At 63.7% G+C, this 13025-nt stretch carries 17 protein-coding genes; 11 read left to right on the forward strand and 6 right to left on the reverse strand.

What is annotated here, in order from left to right; translation table 11 throughout:
• The 4 genes from rplP to ON32_RS27535 all read left to right on the forward strand — a co-directional run bounded on the left by rplP (window position 1) and on the right by ON32_RS27535 (window position 1325).
• Window positions 1–417 (forward strand): 50S ribosomal protein L16, encoded by a 417-nt coding sequence (rplP, locus tag ON32_RS03420; protein ID WP_040788616.1) that lies wholly within the window; start codon window positions 1–3, stop codon window positions 415–417.
• A complete protein-coding gene (rpmC, locus tag ON32_RS03425; protein WP_039822435.1) occupies window positions 417–656 on the forward strand; it encodes a 50S ribosomal protein L29 in 240 nt (79 codons plus the stop codon). The genes rplP and rpmC overlap by 1 nt, the downstream gene beginning before the upstream one ends.
• Window positions 653–928: a 30S ribosomal protein S17 gene (gene rpsQ, locus ON32_RS03430; RefSeq protein ID WP_040788617.1), complete on the forward strand. Its 276-nt coding sequence runs from the start codon at window positions 653–655 to the stop codon at window positions 926–928. The genes rpmC and rpsQ overlap by 4 nt, the downstream gene beginning before the upstream one ends.
• Window positions 929–1049: 121 nt before the next feature.
• Window positions 1050–1325 carry an HD domain-containing protein gene (locus ON32_RS27535; RefSeq protein ID WP_083873957.1) on the forward strand — a complete coding sequence of 92 codons (276 nt, stop codon included), beginning with the start codon at window positions 1050–1052 and terminating at the stop codon, window positions 1323–1325.
• A 150-nt stretch (window positions 1326–1475) separates the two neighbouring features.
• Here the strand turns inward: ON32_RS27535 and ON32_RS03435 are convergent, their stop codons facing one another.
• Together ON32_RS03435 and ON32_RS28665 are read right to left on the reverse strand one after the other, a co-directional pair.
• A complete protein-coding gene (locus ON32_RS03435; protein ID WP_306307646.1) occupies window positions 1476–2078 on the reverse strand; it encodes an NUDIX hydrolase in 603 nt (200 codons plus the stop codon).
• Window positions 1963–2469 carry an XRE family transcriptional regulator gene (locus ON32_RS28665; protein WP_157224056.1) on the reverse strand — a complete coding sequence of 169 codons (507 nt, stop codon included), beginning with the start codon at window positions 2467–2469 and terminating at the stop codon, window positions 1963–1965. Before ON32_RS28665 ends, ON32_RS03435 begins: the two co-directional genes overlap by 116 nt.
• A gap of 693 nt (window positions 2470–3162) precedes the next feature.
• On the opposite strand from ON32_RS28665, the gene ON32_RS03450 reads away from it, so the two are divergent.
• Window positions 3163–3555, forward strand: coding sequence for a hypothetical protein (locus tag ON32_RS03450; protein WP_157224057.1), 393 nt, complete (start codon window positions 3163–3165; stop codon window positions 3553–3555).
• Window positions 3556–3804: 249 nt separating this feature from the next.
• The gene (locus ON32_RS03455; RefSeq protein ID WP_040788837.1) at window positions 3805–4254 is read left to right on the forward strand and encodes an NUDIX domain-containing protein; all 450 of its coding nucleotides are present in this window, start codon (window positions 3805–3807) and stop codon (window positions 4252–4254) included.
• 88 nt (window positions 4255–4342) lie between these two features.
• On the opposite strand, the gene ON32_RS03460 is transcribed toward ON32_RS03455, so the two are convergent.
• The gene (locus tag ON32_RS03460; RefSeq protein ID WP_040788623.1) at window positions 4343–4543 is read right to left on the reverse strand and encodes a hypothetical protein; all 201 of its coding nucleotides are present in this window, start codon (window positions 4541–4543) and stop codon (window positions 4343–4345) included.
• A 400-nt stretch (window positions 4544–4943) separates the two neighbouring features.
• On the opposite strand from ON32_RS03460, the gene ON32_RS28670 reads away from it, so the two are divergent.
• Together ON32_RS28670 and ON32_RS26820 are read left to right on the forward strand one after the other, a co-directional pair.
• A complete protein-coding gene (locus tag ON32_RS28670) occupies window positions 4944–5090 on the forward strand; it encodes a hypothetical protein (protein WP_157224058.1) in 147 nt (48 codons plus the stop codon).
• The gene (locus ON32_RS26820; RefSeq protein ID WP_051132809.1) at window positions 5087–5443 is read left to right on the forward strand and encodes a hypothetical protein; all 357 of its coding nucleotides are present in this window, start codon (window positions 5087–5089) and stop codon (window positions 5441–5443) included. Before ON32_RS28670 ends, ON32_RS26820 begins: the two co-directional genes overlap by 4 nt.
• 13 nt (window positions 5444–5456) lie before the next feature.
• On the opposite strand, the gene ON32_RS03470 is transcribed toward ON32_RS26820, so the two are convergent.
• Window positions 5457–6446 (reverse strand): RluA family pseudouridine synthase, encoded by a 990-nt coding sequence (locus tag ON32_RS03470; protein ID WP_083873959.1) that lies wholly within the window; start codon window positions 6444–6446, stop codon window positions 5457–5459.
• Between the two features lie 258 nt (window positions 6447–6704).
• Between ON32_RS03470 and ON32_RS03475 the strand changes: the two genes are divergently transcribed.
• The 3 genes from ON32_RS03475 to ON32_RS03485 all read left to right on the forward strand — a co-directional run bounded on the left by ON32_RS03475 (window position 6705) and on the right by ON32_RS03485 (window position 11490).
• Window positions 6705–7760: an AMP-binding protein gene (locus tag ON32_RS03475; RefSeq protein WP_040788624.1), complete on the forward strand. Its 1056-nt coding sequence runs from the start codon at window positions 6705–6707 to the stop codon at window positions 7758–7760.
• 143 nt (window positions 7761–7903) lie between these two features.
• A complete protein-coding gene (locus ON32_RS03480) occupies window positions 7904–9757 on the forward strand; it encodes an ABC transporter ATP-binding protein (protein ID WP_040788625.1) in 1854 nt (617 codons plus the stop codon).
• Window positions 9754–11490 carry an ABC transporter ATP-binding protein gene (locus tag ON32_RS03485; protein WP_040788627.1) on the forward strand — a complete coding sequence of 579 codons (1737 nt, stop codon included), beginning with the start codon at window positions 9754–9756 and terminating at the stop codon, window positions 11488–11490. Before ON32_RS03480 ends, ON32_RS03485 begins: the two co-directional genes overlap by 4 nt.
• Before the next feature lie 127 nt (window positions 11491–11617).
• On the opposite strand, the gene ON32_RS03490 is transcribed toward ON32_RS03485, so the two are convergent.
• On the reverse strand, window positions 11618–12325 hold the full coding sequence (locus tag ON32_RS03490; RefSeq protein WP_040788628.1) for a siderophore-interacting protein: 708 nt from the start codon (window positions 12323–12325) through the stop codon (window positions 11618–11620).
• Window positions 12326–12432: 107 nt separating this feature from the next.
• Complete coding sequence (locus tag ON32_RS03495) at window positions 12433–12903, reverse strand: MTB12 C-terminal domain-containing protein (RefSeq protein WP_083874006.1); 471 nt, start codon at window positions 12901–12903, stop codon at window positions 12433–12435.
• Window positions 12904–13025: the final 122 nt, after the last annotated feature.

Genomic DNA, 13025 nt, shown 5'->3' on the forward strand with positions numbered 1-13025 from the left:
ATGCTGATGCCGCGCAAGGTCAAGCACCGCAAGCAGCATCACCCCAAGCGCACCGGTATCTCCAAGGGCGGCACCTCGGTGGCGTTCGGTGAATACGGTATCCAGGCGCTGGAACCGTCGTATGTCACCAACCGGCAGATCGAGTCGGCGCGTATCGCGATGACCCGCCACATCAAGCGTGGCGGCAAGATCTGGATCAACATCTACCCGGACCGTCCGCTCACCAAGAAGCCCGCCGAGACCCGTATGGGTTCCGGTAAGGGTTCGCCGGAATGGTGGGTCGCGAACGTGAAGCCGGGTCGGGTGATGTTCGAGATGAGTTACCCGAACGAGGAGATCGCTCGCGAGGCGCTGCGCCGCGCGATGCACAAGCTCCCGATGAAGTGCCGGATCGTGACAAGGGAGGAGCAGTTCTGATGGCTACCGGAACACCGGCCGCAGAGCTCCGCGAGCTGACCGAGGAGGAGCTCGTCTCCCGCCTGCGTGAATCGAAGGAAGAGCTGTTCAACCTGCGCTTCCAGATGGCGACGGGTCAGTTGACCAACAACCGCCGGCTGCGTGTGGTGCGTCACGAAATCGCGCGTATCTACACGGTCATGCGTGAGCGTGAGCTCGGTTTGGCCACCGGACCCGCTGACAAGGGAGATGCGGCATGAGCGAGGAGAAGGTGACCGAGGAGCGGGGCCGCCGTAAGGTTCGGATCGGCTACGTGGTCTCGGACAAGATGAACAAGACCATCGTGGTGGAGCTGGAGGATCGGGTGAAGCACCCGCTCTACGGCAAGATCATCCGCACCACCTCGAAGGTGAAGGCGCACGACGAGAACGAGATCGCCGGTGTGGGCGACCGCGTGCAGCTGATGGAGACCCGCCCGCTGTCGGCCACCAAGCGGTGGCGGCTGGTGGAGATCCTGGAGAAGGCCAAGTAGGCCTACTCCACTTCGACTGACAGTCGTATATCGAAGGCCCGCTTCCCGTTTCGTCGGGGGCGGGCCTTCGGCGTATACGGTTGTCGCGGGTTGATTGTCTCGGTAATGGGTGTGCCGGCGGATGGAGAGTATCGCGCACCGTCTGCCGTCGCCCTTGCGTAGGGATGCGGTAACGGCGGCGTACCTGCATGATGTCGGCTACGGCTATCCGGATACCGGATTTCATCCGATCGACGGGGCGCGGCTGCTGCGTTCGCTCGGGTACTCGCCCGTGGGGTGTCATATTGTCGCGTTTCACACCGCGTCCGAGGTCGAGGCAAAGGTGCGCGGGTTCGACAGAAGTATTTTCAAGCCGTTTACGCTGAAAGCGTGTTCCCGCCTTGGACATTGCCGATGATTTCATGTGGTGGGCGGATCTTTCCACCGGTCTACATGGAGAAGCATTCACCGTGGACGAACGCCTATCGGAAATTCTGAGCCGATACGGGGCCGGAAGTGTCGTTCACACCGCTATGAAGCGAGCGGAGCCCTGGTTACGTGGGGCTGTTCAGCGTGGGTCCGAATCGATATAGGGCTCATCGTGGGTGAGCGCCCAATCGATCCGCTTCCGTTGACTGGGGTCCATCCGTAGCTCGGGAATACGGTTGACCGGAACCCACTCGACTTGTGTGCTTTCGTCGCTGGGCGTCGGGGTGCCGCCGATCGGCTCGGCTCGATAGACCACCGTGAACTCCTGCCGAACCTCGTCGTTGCTCGTGTAGTGGATGACGTGGGTGGGGTCGGTGAAGGTTCCGACCAGCCCGGTGACACCAATATCGATGCCGGCCTCTTCCCGGGTCTCGCGGACAGCGGTTCGAGTCAACGATTCACCCGGATCGTGTGCACCACCGGGCATGGACCAATTTCCATTATCGGATCGACATATCAGTAGGACCGTGCCATCACGGTGGATGAAGGCGGCGGCGCTCGGTCGCACACTATTGGCGGTCGGCGCGTTGGGATCTTGGTGGTAGTCGATTCGGCGACCCATGAACTCAGAGTAGTGCCGGGCGACCCGTGGCCCAGACGGCTTCGAATGACTCCGTGTAGTAGCCGAACAGGTGGCCGCCGGGTACCCGCTGTAAATGTTGGACCGGTGACCTCGCTGCATAGGTGCCATAGCTGTGCGTGTTGACGAGCATCGAGTCGTCGAAGCGGTAGATGCTGTTGTACAGCGGAGTGCGATGGGTACGGATATCGACCATGGGGGAAGAAGTTGTTTCCCAAAGGTATTCAAGCGTCGACCGACAGCGCTGAGGCAGCGAGGGTAGGCCCTCTTCGCGAGAACGAGCAATCACCTCGGGTGAATCCGATTCACCCAGAAGGATTCGAATCACGACGCCGGCTGCTGCCTTGGTACGAACGACATCTACGAAGTCGAGTGATTCCACCAGGAAACCGCCTGCGTAGACGAGAACGTCGATACGATTTGTGACCTGTCGCATGAGCGCGCGCCATACATCATGTGGCACTTCGAGGCGAGTCGGCCAGATCTGCACCATTTCGGACAGGGATGCCGCGGAAGCGCGACTGCCGGCCAAAAGTTCAGGCCACAGATAGGTTTCGTCACGACCCAATGCGTGAGCGGCTGCGAGCCGAAGCCTTGGATGAGGGCATCAGCCCTGGGTTATCCACCGTTCCACGGTCTTCACGTTGACTTCCAATCGATCTGCAAGGGCGTACTTCGTGAGGTTTGCGGCAGCCATTGCAGTCCGGAGGCGTTCATTCGGCATGCCTTCATACTGCTCGAAAATGTCCCTATAAGTCCCACATTGGCGATTACGGCGTCCCTATACGTCACGAGATCCTTGATGCGCTCGAGGTAGCAGAACTTCGGTTCCCGCTCGGGCTCGGAAACCTGATCGGCCCGGCGTGGAACTCGACACTCGACCACAACTCCTATCGAGGTCTCCGATGACAGAGATTTCTCCTGGTCTGCCCGCAGCCGACGCGGACACCATGATGCCGTGTGATGGCGAGGCACCGGCCTTGCCGGTCAGAACGCCCATCAAAACCCGGACGTCGGCGACCGCACATCGACTTTGGCGGGAAAGCGAATGCCGTGATCGTGCCACTTTCGAGCATATCGCCACGGCTCTTCGCAATCTCGATACCGACCGTTCGTACCGCCCACAGGACGAGGTGGATGGCGTTATCGCCCGATGGCGCGCCGCCCGTGCCGGAGGTTCACGCATATGACCGCATCTTCCTATCGAGCTGCGGCCGGTCGAGTACTTGCCGTCGCCTACTTGCGAACCGATCTCAGCGGTGACGCTCGGGTGCTGGATGAGCACAGGATGAAGCGGTTGTCTGTCCGGTTCGGATACGAGTTGTGCGACTTCATTCGGGTTGATGCCGCCCAGGTCCATCGGTTGATGCTTCTGGCGGAACGGATCAGGATGTACGGCGCCGAGGCGGTTTTCGTACCGACTGTCGGCCATTTGGATGGGCAGTTGACGCGGGTGGTCGCGCAGGCCGATGTAATAGAACAGAACGGTGAGACCTACGCTCGATGGTCTCCGATCGCGATCATGCTGGGCGACTTGGTCTTCGGTCGCCCGGTCGAGGGTGGCCGGTGGACGTCTTGACGAAGGCATCCGGTTCTTTCGTTTGATCCGAAACCCATTGGAAACCCATTGATCTGCTGACGTATTCGTTTCCTTATGTCGGCTTTGACGTAGCAATCGGGGGTTGTTTCGAACCGGCAGGAGGGTTGGGGTGCGCGAATTGTTCGGACTCGGAATGACCGCATCGGTTTCGGGGCCGTATCGAAGAGATGTGCGGGTCCGAGCATCATGGTGTGGGCGGAAAGGTGTGGTCGCGGCGAGAGTGGAGAGATGACGGAAGGTTTCGCCCGGGCGCGCATGGCGGCGGGAGCATTGTTCGTGCGGTGTGACCGTGTGCTGCTCGTCCACAAAACGTACGGTCACGGCTGGGATGTTCCGGGTGGATATGTCGAGCCCGGTGAGGCGCCGGCTGCCGCCTGTCGGCGTGAGATTCGGGAGGAACTCGGTGTGGATCGCCCGCCTCGGCGTTTGCTGGTGCACGATTGGGCACCGCATCCGAATGAGGGGGACAAGGTTTTGTACCTGTTCGACTGCGGGGAGCTCGGCGATGAACGGGAGATCGTATTGCAGCGGTCGGAACTGGACCGCTGGGAATGGGTTTCGGTGGAACGGCTCGACGGGATGGTGATTCCGCGGCTTGCTCGGCGTATTCGGCAAGGTCATACCGCGTATGTCGAGAACAGTGTTCGCTATCTCGAGCATGGTGAACCCGCACCGTGAGGGGATGGCGAAAAGCGGACGGCCCGTCTCCGGGCTGCGGAGACGGGCCTTTTCGAACCGTGTGGGTTCTGGATTGTGATCGTCCGGTCTATCGGCCGATCACGCCGCCTCCCGCGAAGCTGCCGGTCGAGAGGATTTTCACCAGCTGGAGCACGGTCTGCGAGGAGGATCCCGACGCCGAGCCGGTGCTCGGGACGGGGGTGTCGGTGGCGGAGGCGACGCCGGCGCCGCTCAGCATCAGGGTTGCGGTGGCGACGCAGCCGATTCCGTACACAGCGAACTTCTTCATGGGCGAATCCTTGTTTCATCGCGGAGCGGTCGCCGAGGGCTTCGGCGACTCGTTCCCCGAGTTGGGCCCAAACCCGAGGTGGCGTAAACAGTACTGTTTCAAAAATCGATTTTCGGATTGCCTGTTCCCACTGTTGGCAACTATTGTCACGTGACGTGTGAGCTGCCCGTTCGCCTCGTCATTCGGTTTCGGGGTGTTCGCCCGGTGTATCGGAATCATCGGTTATGGTCGGTGAGCCGGTGGAATTCATCCGGTCGGCCTTCGCTTTTCGCGCTAACGGGGACATGCGCCGAGCGAAAGGTCGGTGAAAGGGCGGCATAACGTACTACCACGGCAGTTCCGCTGCCACTCGATCGGACCGATCCTGATCTATAGAACATCCGTGCAGGAGGGGTAAGACATGCGAACGGATCGGGACAATGGTTACGCAGAGTTCGGCCCGCCGTATTACCGCCTACCGTATTACGGGCTACGGACCGAAGACGAGCGGATCATCGGGGTCGGCGTCGATACTCTCTTCGCCGCGGCGATCGGTGGTGCGCGGTGATATGGCCGGAGCGACCGCCGGCCATCGGGTATCTACGCACCGATATCTCCGGGGTCCATCAGAAATGGGATGAAACGCAGATGCGTGGCCTGGCGAAACGGCTCGGCTTCAACCTCTGCAAGACCATCGCGTTCTCCGCCGCGACCCAGGAGCCGATCGAGAAGCTGCTGGGGGTGATCGAACGCCAACGGGCCGAAGCGGTGTTCGTGCCGCATATCGGTCACCTGGGTGACGACCTGGATCGGGTGGCGGCCCGGACTCAGGTGATCGTGAGCGCGGAGGAGACGTACGGGCCGCCATTACCCCTGGAAGGAGCTTTCTCCGGTGACGAGCCGCCGGAGAGCGGGCCGTGAGGGGGTAGTGCGGTCAGCGCTGGTCGTGGTCTGTCGTATCGATCTCGCGGTGTCGGTCCGGCCGGGGTGCGGCCGGACCGACCCAGTCCTGGTAGGACTCCCATGCCTGGAGTGTGCGAGTGGTCTCGAAGCGCCGGAGCGTGCCGGTGACCGGATCGGTGAATTCGAGGGCCGAGGCCAGCAGTTGGAGCGGGCGGGTGAAATCGTCGATCGGTTTGTCGGTGAGCACCGGATAGAGATCGTCGCCGAGGATCGGGATACCCAACGAGTTCATGTGCAGACGGAGTTGGTGGGTGCGGCCGGTTAGTGGGTGGAGGCGGTAGCGTGCCAGGCCGTCGCGGTGTTGGAGTAGCTCGATCCGGGTGTGCGCGTTGGGTTCGCCCGGGACCTCCTGAGCGGCGTATACGTGCTTTTCCTTGATGATTCGGCTGTGTACGGTGACCGGTAGTTCCAGGCTCGGATCGTGCGGAGCGATGGCCTGGTACTCCTTGCGCACGGTACGGCGATGGAACATGGTCTGGTAGGCGCCGCGTCGTGCCGGGTCGACGACGAACAGGACGAGTCCGGCGGTGGCCCGATCGAGTCGGTGGGCGGGAACCAGATCGGGTAGATCGAGTTCGCGGCGCAGTCGGACGAGGGCGGTCTGCAGGATGTGCCGGCCACGGGGGATGGTGGCCAGGAAATGTGGTTTGTCGGCGACCAGGATGGTCTCGTCCCGGTACACGATCGGGATGTCGAAGGGTACGGGTGTTTCCTCGGGCAGGTCGCGATGAAACCAGATCGCGCCACCCGGCACATAGGGCGCGTCGGGGGCGATAGGGCCGTTCAGGTCGACGATTCCGCCCTCGCGGAGCAGCTCATCGATGCGCTCCGGGGAGACCCGGGGGAGTCGGTGCACCAGATGGTCACGGATGGTGGCCCAGTCACCGTCCTCGGGCAGACGGAGCCGTGCCGGGTCCAGCCCGTGCCGCTTGGGCAGCGGGGGCTGCTGCCTTCTTCTCATCGCAACGACTCTAGGGGCGGTCTCGTGGATCGGCCGACTCCGGGTGCGTCGTCGTGACAAGGGAAACAGCGTCGGGTTGGATGATTTCTTTTCCTTGGGGGTAAGGTAAGCCTACACTCAGAAGCGTGACTGTGTCCGGCGTGGTGCCGCCGTGGGTCTCGGCGAGAAAGGTGCCGGTCGGACGAGGAGAGCGGGAACGGTGGTGAGCGAACCTCCCAGGTCGGTACCGGGCCCGCCACCCGTTCGAGGAGGTGACCGATGACCGTCGTGGACGATATCAGGAGCGTCGGCCGTATTGCCGAGCCCAAGCTGTTACCCCGGGATCGGGAACGGGTGTTGGGTGAGTGGTCCATCGGTGTCGAACCGTGTGATGTGCCCGCCCTGGCCACGGTGATCCGGCATGGTCACGCGGTGCCCGGATCGCGGATTGCCGCGCGGGTCGGGGACGAGGTGCTCACCTACGGCGAGCTGTTCGGGGCGAAAGACCATCGGCGACGGTCCCCGGTCTCGGATATCGGCCCCTGTGGGGACGCGCTGGTAGGGCTTCTCGCCGAATTCGTCGCCGCGGTGCGCGCAGGTGGCGGCCGCTTCGGTGATCGCGGTCTGTTGCTCGGCCTCGACGCGCTGGCGGTGGCGGTGGCGGATCGTCGCTGTGTGGCCGCCGATCGTCGGCCGTGTCGTATTGATCCCGCGTTGCGGCCCGCCGATGTGCGGTTGCTCGCCCTCCCGTGGGGTGAGGCGCAGAATTCGGTGGACCTGATAGCCGCGTGGTCGGCGGGGGCCACGGTGATCGTGCCGACCGAGACGCAGCGACGAGACCCCCTGGCGCTGGCCGGGCTCGTCGAGCGGTATGCGGTGACCCAGGTGGTGGCCGAGGTCGAGACGCCCATTCGTCTCGTGACGGCGGGAAGTGGGCGTCTGCCCACGGTGGCACGCTGGGACCTTGTCGGAATTCGCGGTGGGGCGGAACTTTCCGCGGCTCTGCGGACATTGACGCCGGAGGCGGTGGCCACCTTTGCTTTGCACGTGCCCGCCTACCTCGGTCCGGTTACCCGTGGAGCCGTTGCGGCCACCGGGTGGACCAGGCCGGTGCCCGGTGCGAAGGCACTGATTCTCGATCCCGAGCTGCGGCCGGTGCCGCCGGGGGTGGCCGGACAGATCTATGTGGGTGGGTGTGCTCTGGCCGAGGGTTTCGCCGACGGCGGTGATCGGCATCGGTTCTTGGACGATCCGTTCGAGCCCGGTGGTCGGTTGTTCCGCAGCGGGCACCGGGCGTGGTGGACCTCGGAGGGGCGGCTGATCGTCGAGTCGTGAAGTCGAGGGGTCTGGGGGCGGGCTTCGAACGAGCAAAGATAACTTAGGCTAACCTTTCTTTCCGCTCTGTTGTGTGTGAAGATTGGACCCGATCCGGTTCACCGGGCCCATCCGGTAACGAAAGCACAACTTAGCGAGGACATATGGCGGTGGAAGTCGCTCCGCTGCCCGCGGCGGAAACGGGAAACCGGCCATCGCGGGCAGTGCTGAAACAGCGCAAGCAGGACGAGGCGCGGGCGCGACGCGAGATTCTGGCACCGGTACGCACGGCGATGAATCTGGCCTCGGTCGTTATGGCGTTCGCCTCGATCTGCGCCGTCGTTCCTTTCGTGCTCATTGTCGAGGCGTGTCGAGAGTTGCTCGACGAGCCGATGGATACCGAACGCGTGCGGACCCTGGTGACGGCAGCGGTGCTCGTCTTCCTCGGGCGGGTCGCGCTACAGGCGATCGCAATGGCCTGGTCGCATCTGACCGACGCGCGCTACCAGCTGACGGTGCGTCGGCTGTTGGCCGAGAAACTCACCAAGGTGCCGATGGGCTGGTTCGGCGACCGCACCTCGGGCGAGGTGAAGAAATATCTGCAGGACGATGTCGAATCGCTGCATTTCCTGATCGCCCATGCCCGGCTGGAACTCGTCGGCGCGATCATGGTTCCTCTGGTCACACTCGTGTACCTGTTCACCGTCGACTGGCGGCTCACACTGGTGCTGCTGCTACCGCTGCTCGGCTACGGCATTGCCATGAGCCGCATGATGGATCAGGACAGTCGCGACCGTTTGGCCGTCTACAACCGCTGGGAGCGGCGGGTGCAGGAGACGATCATCGAATTCGCCGACGGGATCCAGGTCGTTCGTGCGTTCGGACAGGCAGGTAAGGCGCATCAGGCCTTCCAGGAGGCGGTCGAAGGCCAGACACGCAGCCTCGAACGGTGGAAGAAACCGCTCATTCGCCTGCAAGCGATCTCCGATGTCGTCGTGAGTCCCGTATTCGTCATGGCGGTGATAGTCGTCGTCGGCGCTGCCGGTGTCGGCGCGCACTGGTGGGAGCCGGTCGATCTGTTGCCCTTCGTCCTCGTCGGTCTGGGGTTGGGGAGTTCCCTGCTAGGCCTGGGCTACAGCGGCCAGACCATCCGTGCGGCCGGCGCGGCGGCACAGCGGCTGTACGACCTACGCCGGACCCCGGAACTACAGCCGGGCACGTCCACCGATGAGCCGGTCGACGAGTCGGTATCGGCCGGCACCGTGCGATTCGAGTCCGTCGGATTCTCCTATCGGGACGGGCACCAGGTGCTCCGGGACATCAACCTGGAACTTCCACCGCGTTCCATCACCGCGCTCGTGGGTCCCAGCGGTTCGGGTAAATCCACCCTGGCCAAGCTATTGCCCAGGTTCTACGACGTCGGCGCCGGACGGATCACCATCGGCGGACGCGATATCCGAGACTTCCCCGGTGACGAGCTCTACCGCACGGTGGGTTTCGTGTTCCAGGATGTGCGGTTGATACGCGGCAGTATCCGAGACAATTTGCTGCTGGCCCGCCCCGACGCGGATACGGCCGCCCTGGAACGGGCGACGCGCGCCGCGCAGATCCATGAACGGATCATGGCCCTGCCCCGCGGCTACGAGTCCGAGATCGGGGTGGACGCGGTGTTGTCCGGCGGTGAGGCGCAACGGTTGTCCATTGCCCGCGCGCTACTGGCCGATACCCCGATCCTGGTCCTGGACGAGGCCACCGCCTTCGCGGACCCGGAATCCGAGTCCGCCGTGCAGGATGCCCTCGCCGCGTTGGTGGCGGAACGAACCGTGCTCGTCATCGCGCACCGGTTGCACACCATCACCGAAGTCGACCAGATCCTGGTGCTGAACAACGGTGAACTGGTGGAGCGGGGAACCCATGCAGCCCTGCGTGCGGCGGGCGGCGTCTATCAGAAACTGTGGGAGACCAATGAGGCCGCGTTGAACGTCGTCTCTCTGGTCGATGCGGAGGAGAATCGTTGATTCGCAAACTGTTCGGACTCGTCCCTCCCGAGTACACGCGCCTGACTCCGCGGTTCTTCGCCGTGATTCTCGCGCAGGCACTGTGCCAGGCAGCGGCCTACGTACTGTTGGTGCCCGTGCTCGAGGCCTTGTTCGAGGACGAGCTCACCGCGGTATGGGGTTGGATCGCGGCCCTGGTGGTCGCCGTTGCCGCGATGGGTGTGTTCACCTATCTACAGACCACCATCGGACTGCGTATCGCCGTCGGTATGCAGGGCGGATTGCAGACACGACTGGGTGATCATCTCAATGAGCTACCCCTGGGATGGTTCGAAACCCGTTCCGCCGCACCGCTTTCGCGGACAGCAGTGGAGAATGTGCGTGAGATCCAGGGCGCGGTGGCCTATCTCGTCCCCAAGGTGTTGACCAGTGTGCTGGTGCCCTTGGGTGTCGCCGTGGGCATGTTGTTCGTCGACTGGCGGATTTCGGCGACGATGTTGATCGCCGCTCTGATGCTGCTGCTGGTGAACCGCCTGGGCGAGCGTTCCTATCTGCGTGCGGATGCCCGTATGCACGAAGCCGCCACCGAGGTCGATGCCCGGGTGGTGGAATTCGCGCAGGTCCAGCCGGTATTACGTTCCTTCGGAGCGGTGGGCTCCGCCAATCGCGCCCTCGACACCGCATTGGAGCGGCAGAAGTCCGCACTGGTCGGTGGGGTGTTCTCCGCGGTGCCCGGTCTGATCGCATTCGCCGTCGTCGTGCAAGCGGTGTTCTTGGTGCTCACCTATATCGCGGTCGGTCGGGCGACCGGTGGGGATATCTCGGTGGTCGCGGCGATTGCCTTGATCGCGGTGGCCTCGCGTTTCGTCGAACCGTTGAACCAGGCCGCCCAGCTCGGGACCGCATTGCGTTCGGCCGGGTCGGCCGTGGATCGGGTCACCGCCCTACTCGCCGAACCGGTGCTGCCCGAAAGCGTTACCGAGGTGCGGCCGGGGCCGCCCGAGGTGGTCTTCGAGGATGTGTCCTTCGAGTACCGGCCCGGTAAGCCAGTGCTGTCGGGGCTGAGTTTCCGGGTGCCGCCCGGGACGACGACCGCGCTGGTCGGGCCGAGCGGTGCCGGTAAGACCACGGTGCTGCGGCTGGCGGCACGTTTCTACGATGTCGGCTCCGGGTCGGTCCGGGTCGGGGGACACGATGTGCGGCAGCAGCCGTCGCGCACCCTGCTCGGTCAGTTGTCGCTGGTTTTCCAGAACGTCTATCTGTTCAACCGTTCGATCGCGGAGAACATTCGGGTGGGCCGGCCCTCGGCGTCCGACGAGGAGGTCCGGCGAGCGGGCGAGGCCGTCGGAGTCGACGAGATCGTGCAGCGGCTGTCCGATGGTTACGACACCGCGGTCGGAGAGGGCGGTGCGACGCTGTCGGGTGGGGAGCGGCAGCGAGTGTCCATTGCGCGGGCATTGCTCAAGGACGCGCCGATCGTTCTGCTCGACGAGGCGACCAGTGCTCTCGACCCGCACAGCGAGGAGGTGGTTGTCCGGGGGGTGCGGGAGCTGACGCGGGACAAGACGGTGATCGTGGTGGCGCATCGATTGGCCACCATTGCGCACGCCGATCAGATTCTCTTCCTCGATGGAGGACGGGTCGTCGAGCAGGGTACGCATGCCGAACTGCTCGAACTCGGCGGCCGTTACGCCGATTTCTGGAACGAACGCTCCCGGGCCGGTGGTTGGCGATTGGAACACGTCCCCGCCTGAATGCGATCGTCGTATCGCGGCAGTGTGCTCGGGTAGCGCGCCGTGGGGACGGTGGCGGATTCGTCGATCCGCCGCCGTCCCGGTACGAGCGGAGATTTCGGTGCCGTCGACAAGAGTGTGCTCGGGACTATTTCCAGTAGGCCTGGTATTTCATGGAGCTCTTGGGCAGACCGTGGATCTGCTTGAAGCTCTTGGCCACCGAGCGGGTGGTCTGCCCGTCGCAGGCGATCCACGCGAAGGCGTCGGGCGGGCAGGTGAGTTCCTGGGCGGCTTCCCGCATCAGTCGGCCGTCATCGATGCGTTGCAGCCAGGTGACCTCGTGATGGGGTTTGGTGCGCAGGGGAATTTGCCGGTCCGATTCGTACTGCCACTCCAGCCAGAGTCGGGCGGGGGCGTCCCCGATCGTGTCCAGTAGCGAGTTGATCGCCGGAATCGAGGCGGTGTCACCGAAGATGATGTACTCGCTGGGCTTCGTGGTGGGTAGTTGGAAATCCGAGCCGAGTACGGTGACCTCGAGTTCGTCTCCCACTTGTGCCCGCTGGGCCCAGTTCGCCGCGGGGCCGTGGTGAATGGCGAAGTCGATGAAGAAGTGGTCGCGTTCGGGGTCCGGATCGACCAGTGTGTAGCCGCGCTGGTGCAGTTTGGATCCGTCGTCGAGCGGTATCCAGCAGCGAACCCACTGGGTGGGGTGTACGGGGTGATCGGCGAGCAGTCCACCCGCAGCGAAACCCAACCGCAAGAATTTGTCGGTGATGTATTCGCTGGAGGTGACTGTTATTCGGTAGTCGTTGCCGCCCCATGCCTTGACGAGTAGGCCGTTCAATCCCTTACCCATGGCGATAAGGTTAGCCTAACAACACTTGGTTGTCTCGGTCGTCGTGTGGTCGGTGGGTGTTCGGCCGCCGGTCCAGCGCGGTCGACGGCCGAACGCGAATCGCCGGATTATCCGCAGGTCAGGAGAAGTTCACTGGCTATGGCGCATTCCGAGTCCCGGGTCAGTTTCCAGGTGCCGTCGATCTGTCGCCAGGCGACGTTGTAGGTGAAATCGGGATAGCCCGGGGTGGTGACGAGAAGTTGAGCGTCGATGCGGTCGCCGGAGACCACCGGGTTCACCACCTGATACTTCAGTCCGGGGGCGGCGGCGAGGAGGTCGGCGATCTTGTCCATTGTGGGCAAACCGGCTGCGCCCGATTCCAATTCGGCGGCACGTGCCGCCGCCGGCGCGCCGCGGTCGACGGCCACGGCCAACTTGGCGGTCAGTTCTCCGGCCGCGGGTGCCTGGGTGTGCAATGGAGACACGATCGGGGCGGCGGTCGACGGTGCGGCGACCAGCGTGGTTCCGAATGCGGCCGCCGAACATGCGATCACTGCCGCGGTGATCCGGACCGGTAGCGAGCTTTTGATGTCGGTCATGGTGTTTCCCATCCTCTGTATGCCACGGGCGACGCCGAATGCGGTCCCGGGATGCAATATAAGGTAAGGCTATGCAAATATGGGGGTGGAGTTGGTCTCGGCCACCCGTAGCCCCGACCCCG

The sequence above is a fragment of the Nocardia paucivorans NBRC 100373 genome (assembly GCF_000308675.1).
GTDB classification, from domain to species: Bacteria; Actinomycetota; Actinomycetes; order Mycobacteriales; family Mycobacteriaceae; genus Nocardia; species Nocardia paucivorans.

Excerpts from the sequence above, each read along its gene's own strand:
- ON32_RS03480 (WP_040788625.1), top strand. The coding sequence starts at position 7,904 with ATGGCGGTGGAAGTCGCTCCGCTGCCCGCGGCGGAAACGGGAAACCGG.
- ON32_RS03460 (WP_040788623.1), bottom strand. The coding sequence starts at position 4,543 with ATGAAGAAGTTCGCTGTGTACGGAATCGGCTGCGTCGCCACCGCAACC.
- ON32_RS28670 (WP_157224058.1), top strand. The coding sequence starts at position 4,944 with ATGCGAACGGATCGGGACAATGGTTACGCAGAGTTCGGCCCGCCGTAT.
- rplP (WP_040788616.1), top strand. The coding sequence starts at position 1 with ATGCTGATGCCGCGCAAGGTCAAGCACCGCAAGCAGCATCACCCCAAG.
- ON32_RS03495 (WP_083874006.1), bottom strand. The coding sequence starts at position 12,903 with ATGACCGACATCAAAAGCTCGCTACCGGTCCGGATCACCGCGGCAGTG.
- ON32_RS03455 (WP_040788837.1), top strand. The coding sequence starts at position 3,805 with ATGACGGAAGGTTTCGCCCGGGCGCGCATGGCGGCGGGAGCATTGTTC.
- ON32_RS03450 (WP_157224057.1), top strand. The coding sequence starts at position 3,163 with ATGACCGCATCTTCCTATCGAGCTGCGGCCGGTCGAGTACTTGCCGTC.
- ON32_RS28665 (WP_157224056.1), bottom strand. The coding sequence starts at position 2,469 with ATGGTGCAGATCTGGCCGACTCGCCTCGAAGTGCCACATGATGTATGG.
- ON32_RS03475 (WP_040788624.1), top strand. The coding sequence starts at position 6,705 with ATGACCGTCGTGGACGATATCAGGAGCGTCGGCCGTATTGCCGAGCCC.
- ON32_RS03490 (WP_040788628.1), bottom strand. The coding sequence starts at position 12,325 with ATGGGTAAGGGATTGAACGGCCTACTCGTCAAGGCATGGGGCGGCAAC.
- ON32_RS03435 (WP_306307646.1), bottom strand. The coding sequence starts at position 2,078 with ATGCAGCGAGGTCACCGGTCCAACATTTACAGCGGGTACCCGGCGGCC.
- rpmC (WP_039822435.1), top strand. The coding sequence starts at position 417 with ATGGCTACCGGAACACCGGCCGCAGAGCTCCGCGAGCTGACCGAGGAG.
- ON32_RS27535 (WP_083873957.1), top strand. The coding sequence starts at position 1,050 with ATGGAGAGTATCGCGCACCGTCTGCCGTCGCCCTTGCGTAGGGATGCG.
- ON32_RS03470 (WP_083873959.1), bottom strand. The coding sequence starts at position 6,446 with ATGAGAAGAAGGCAGCAGCCCCCGCTGCCCAAGCGGCACGGGCTGGAC.
- rpsQ (WP_040788617.1), top strand. The coding sequence starts at position 653 with ATGAGCGAGGAGAAGGTGACCGAGGAGCGGGGCCGCCGTAAGGTTCGG.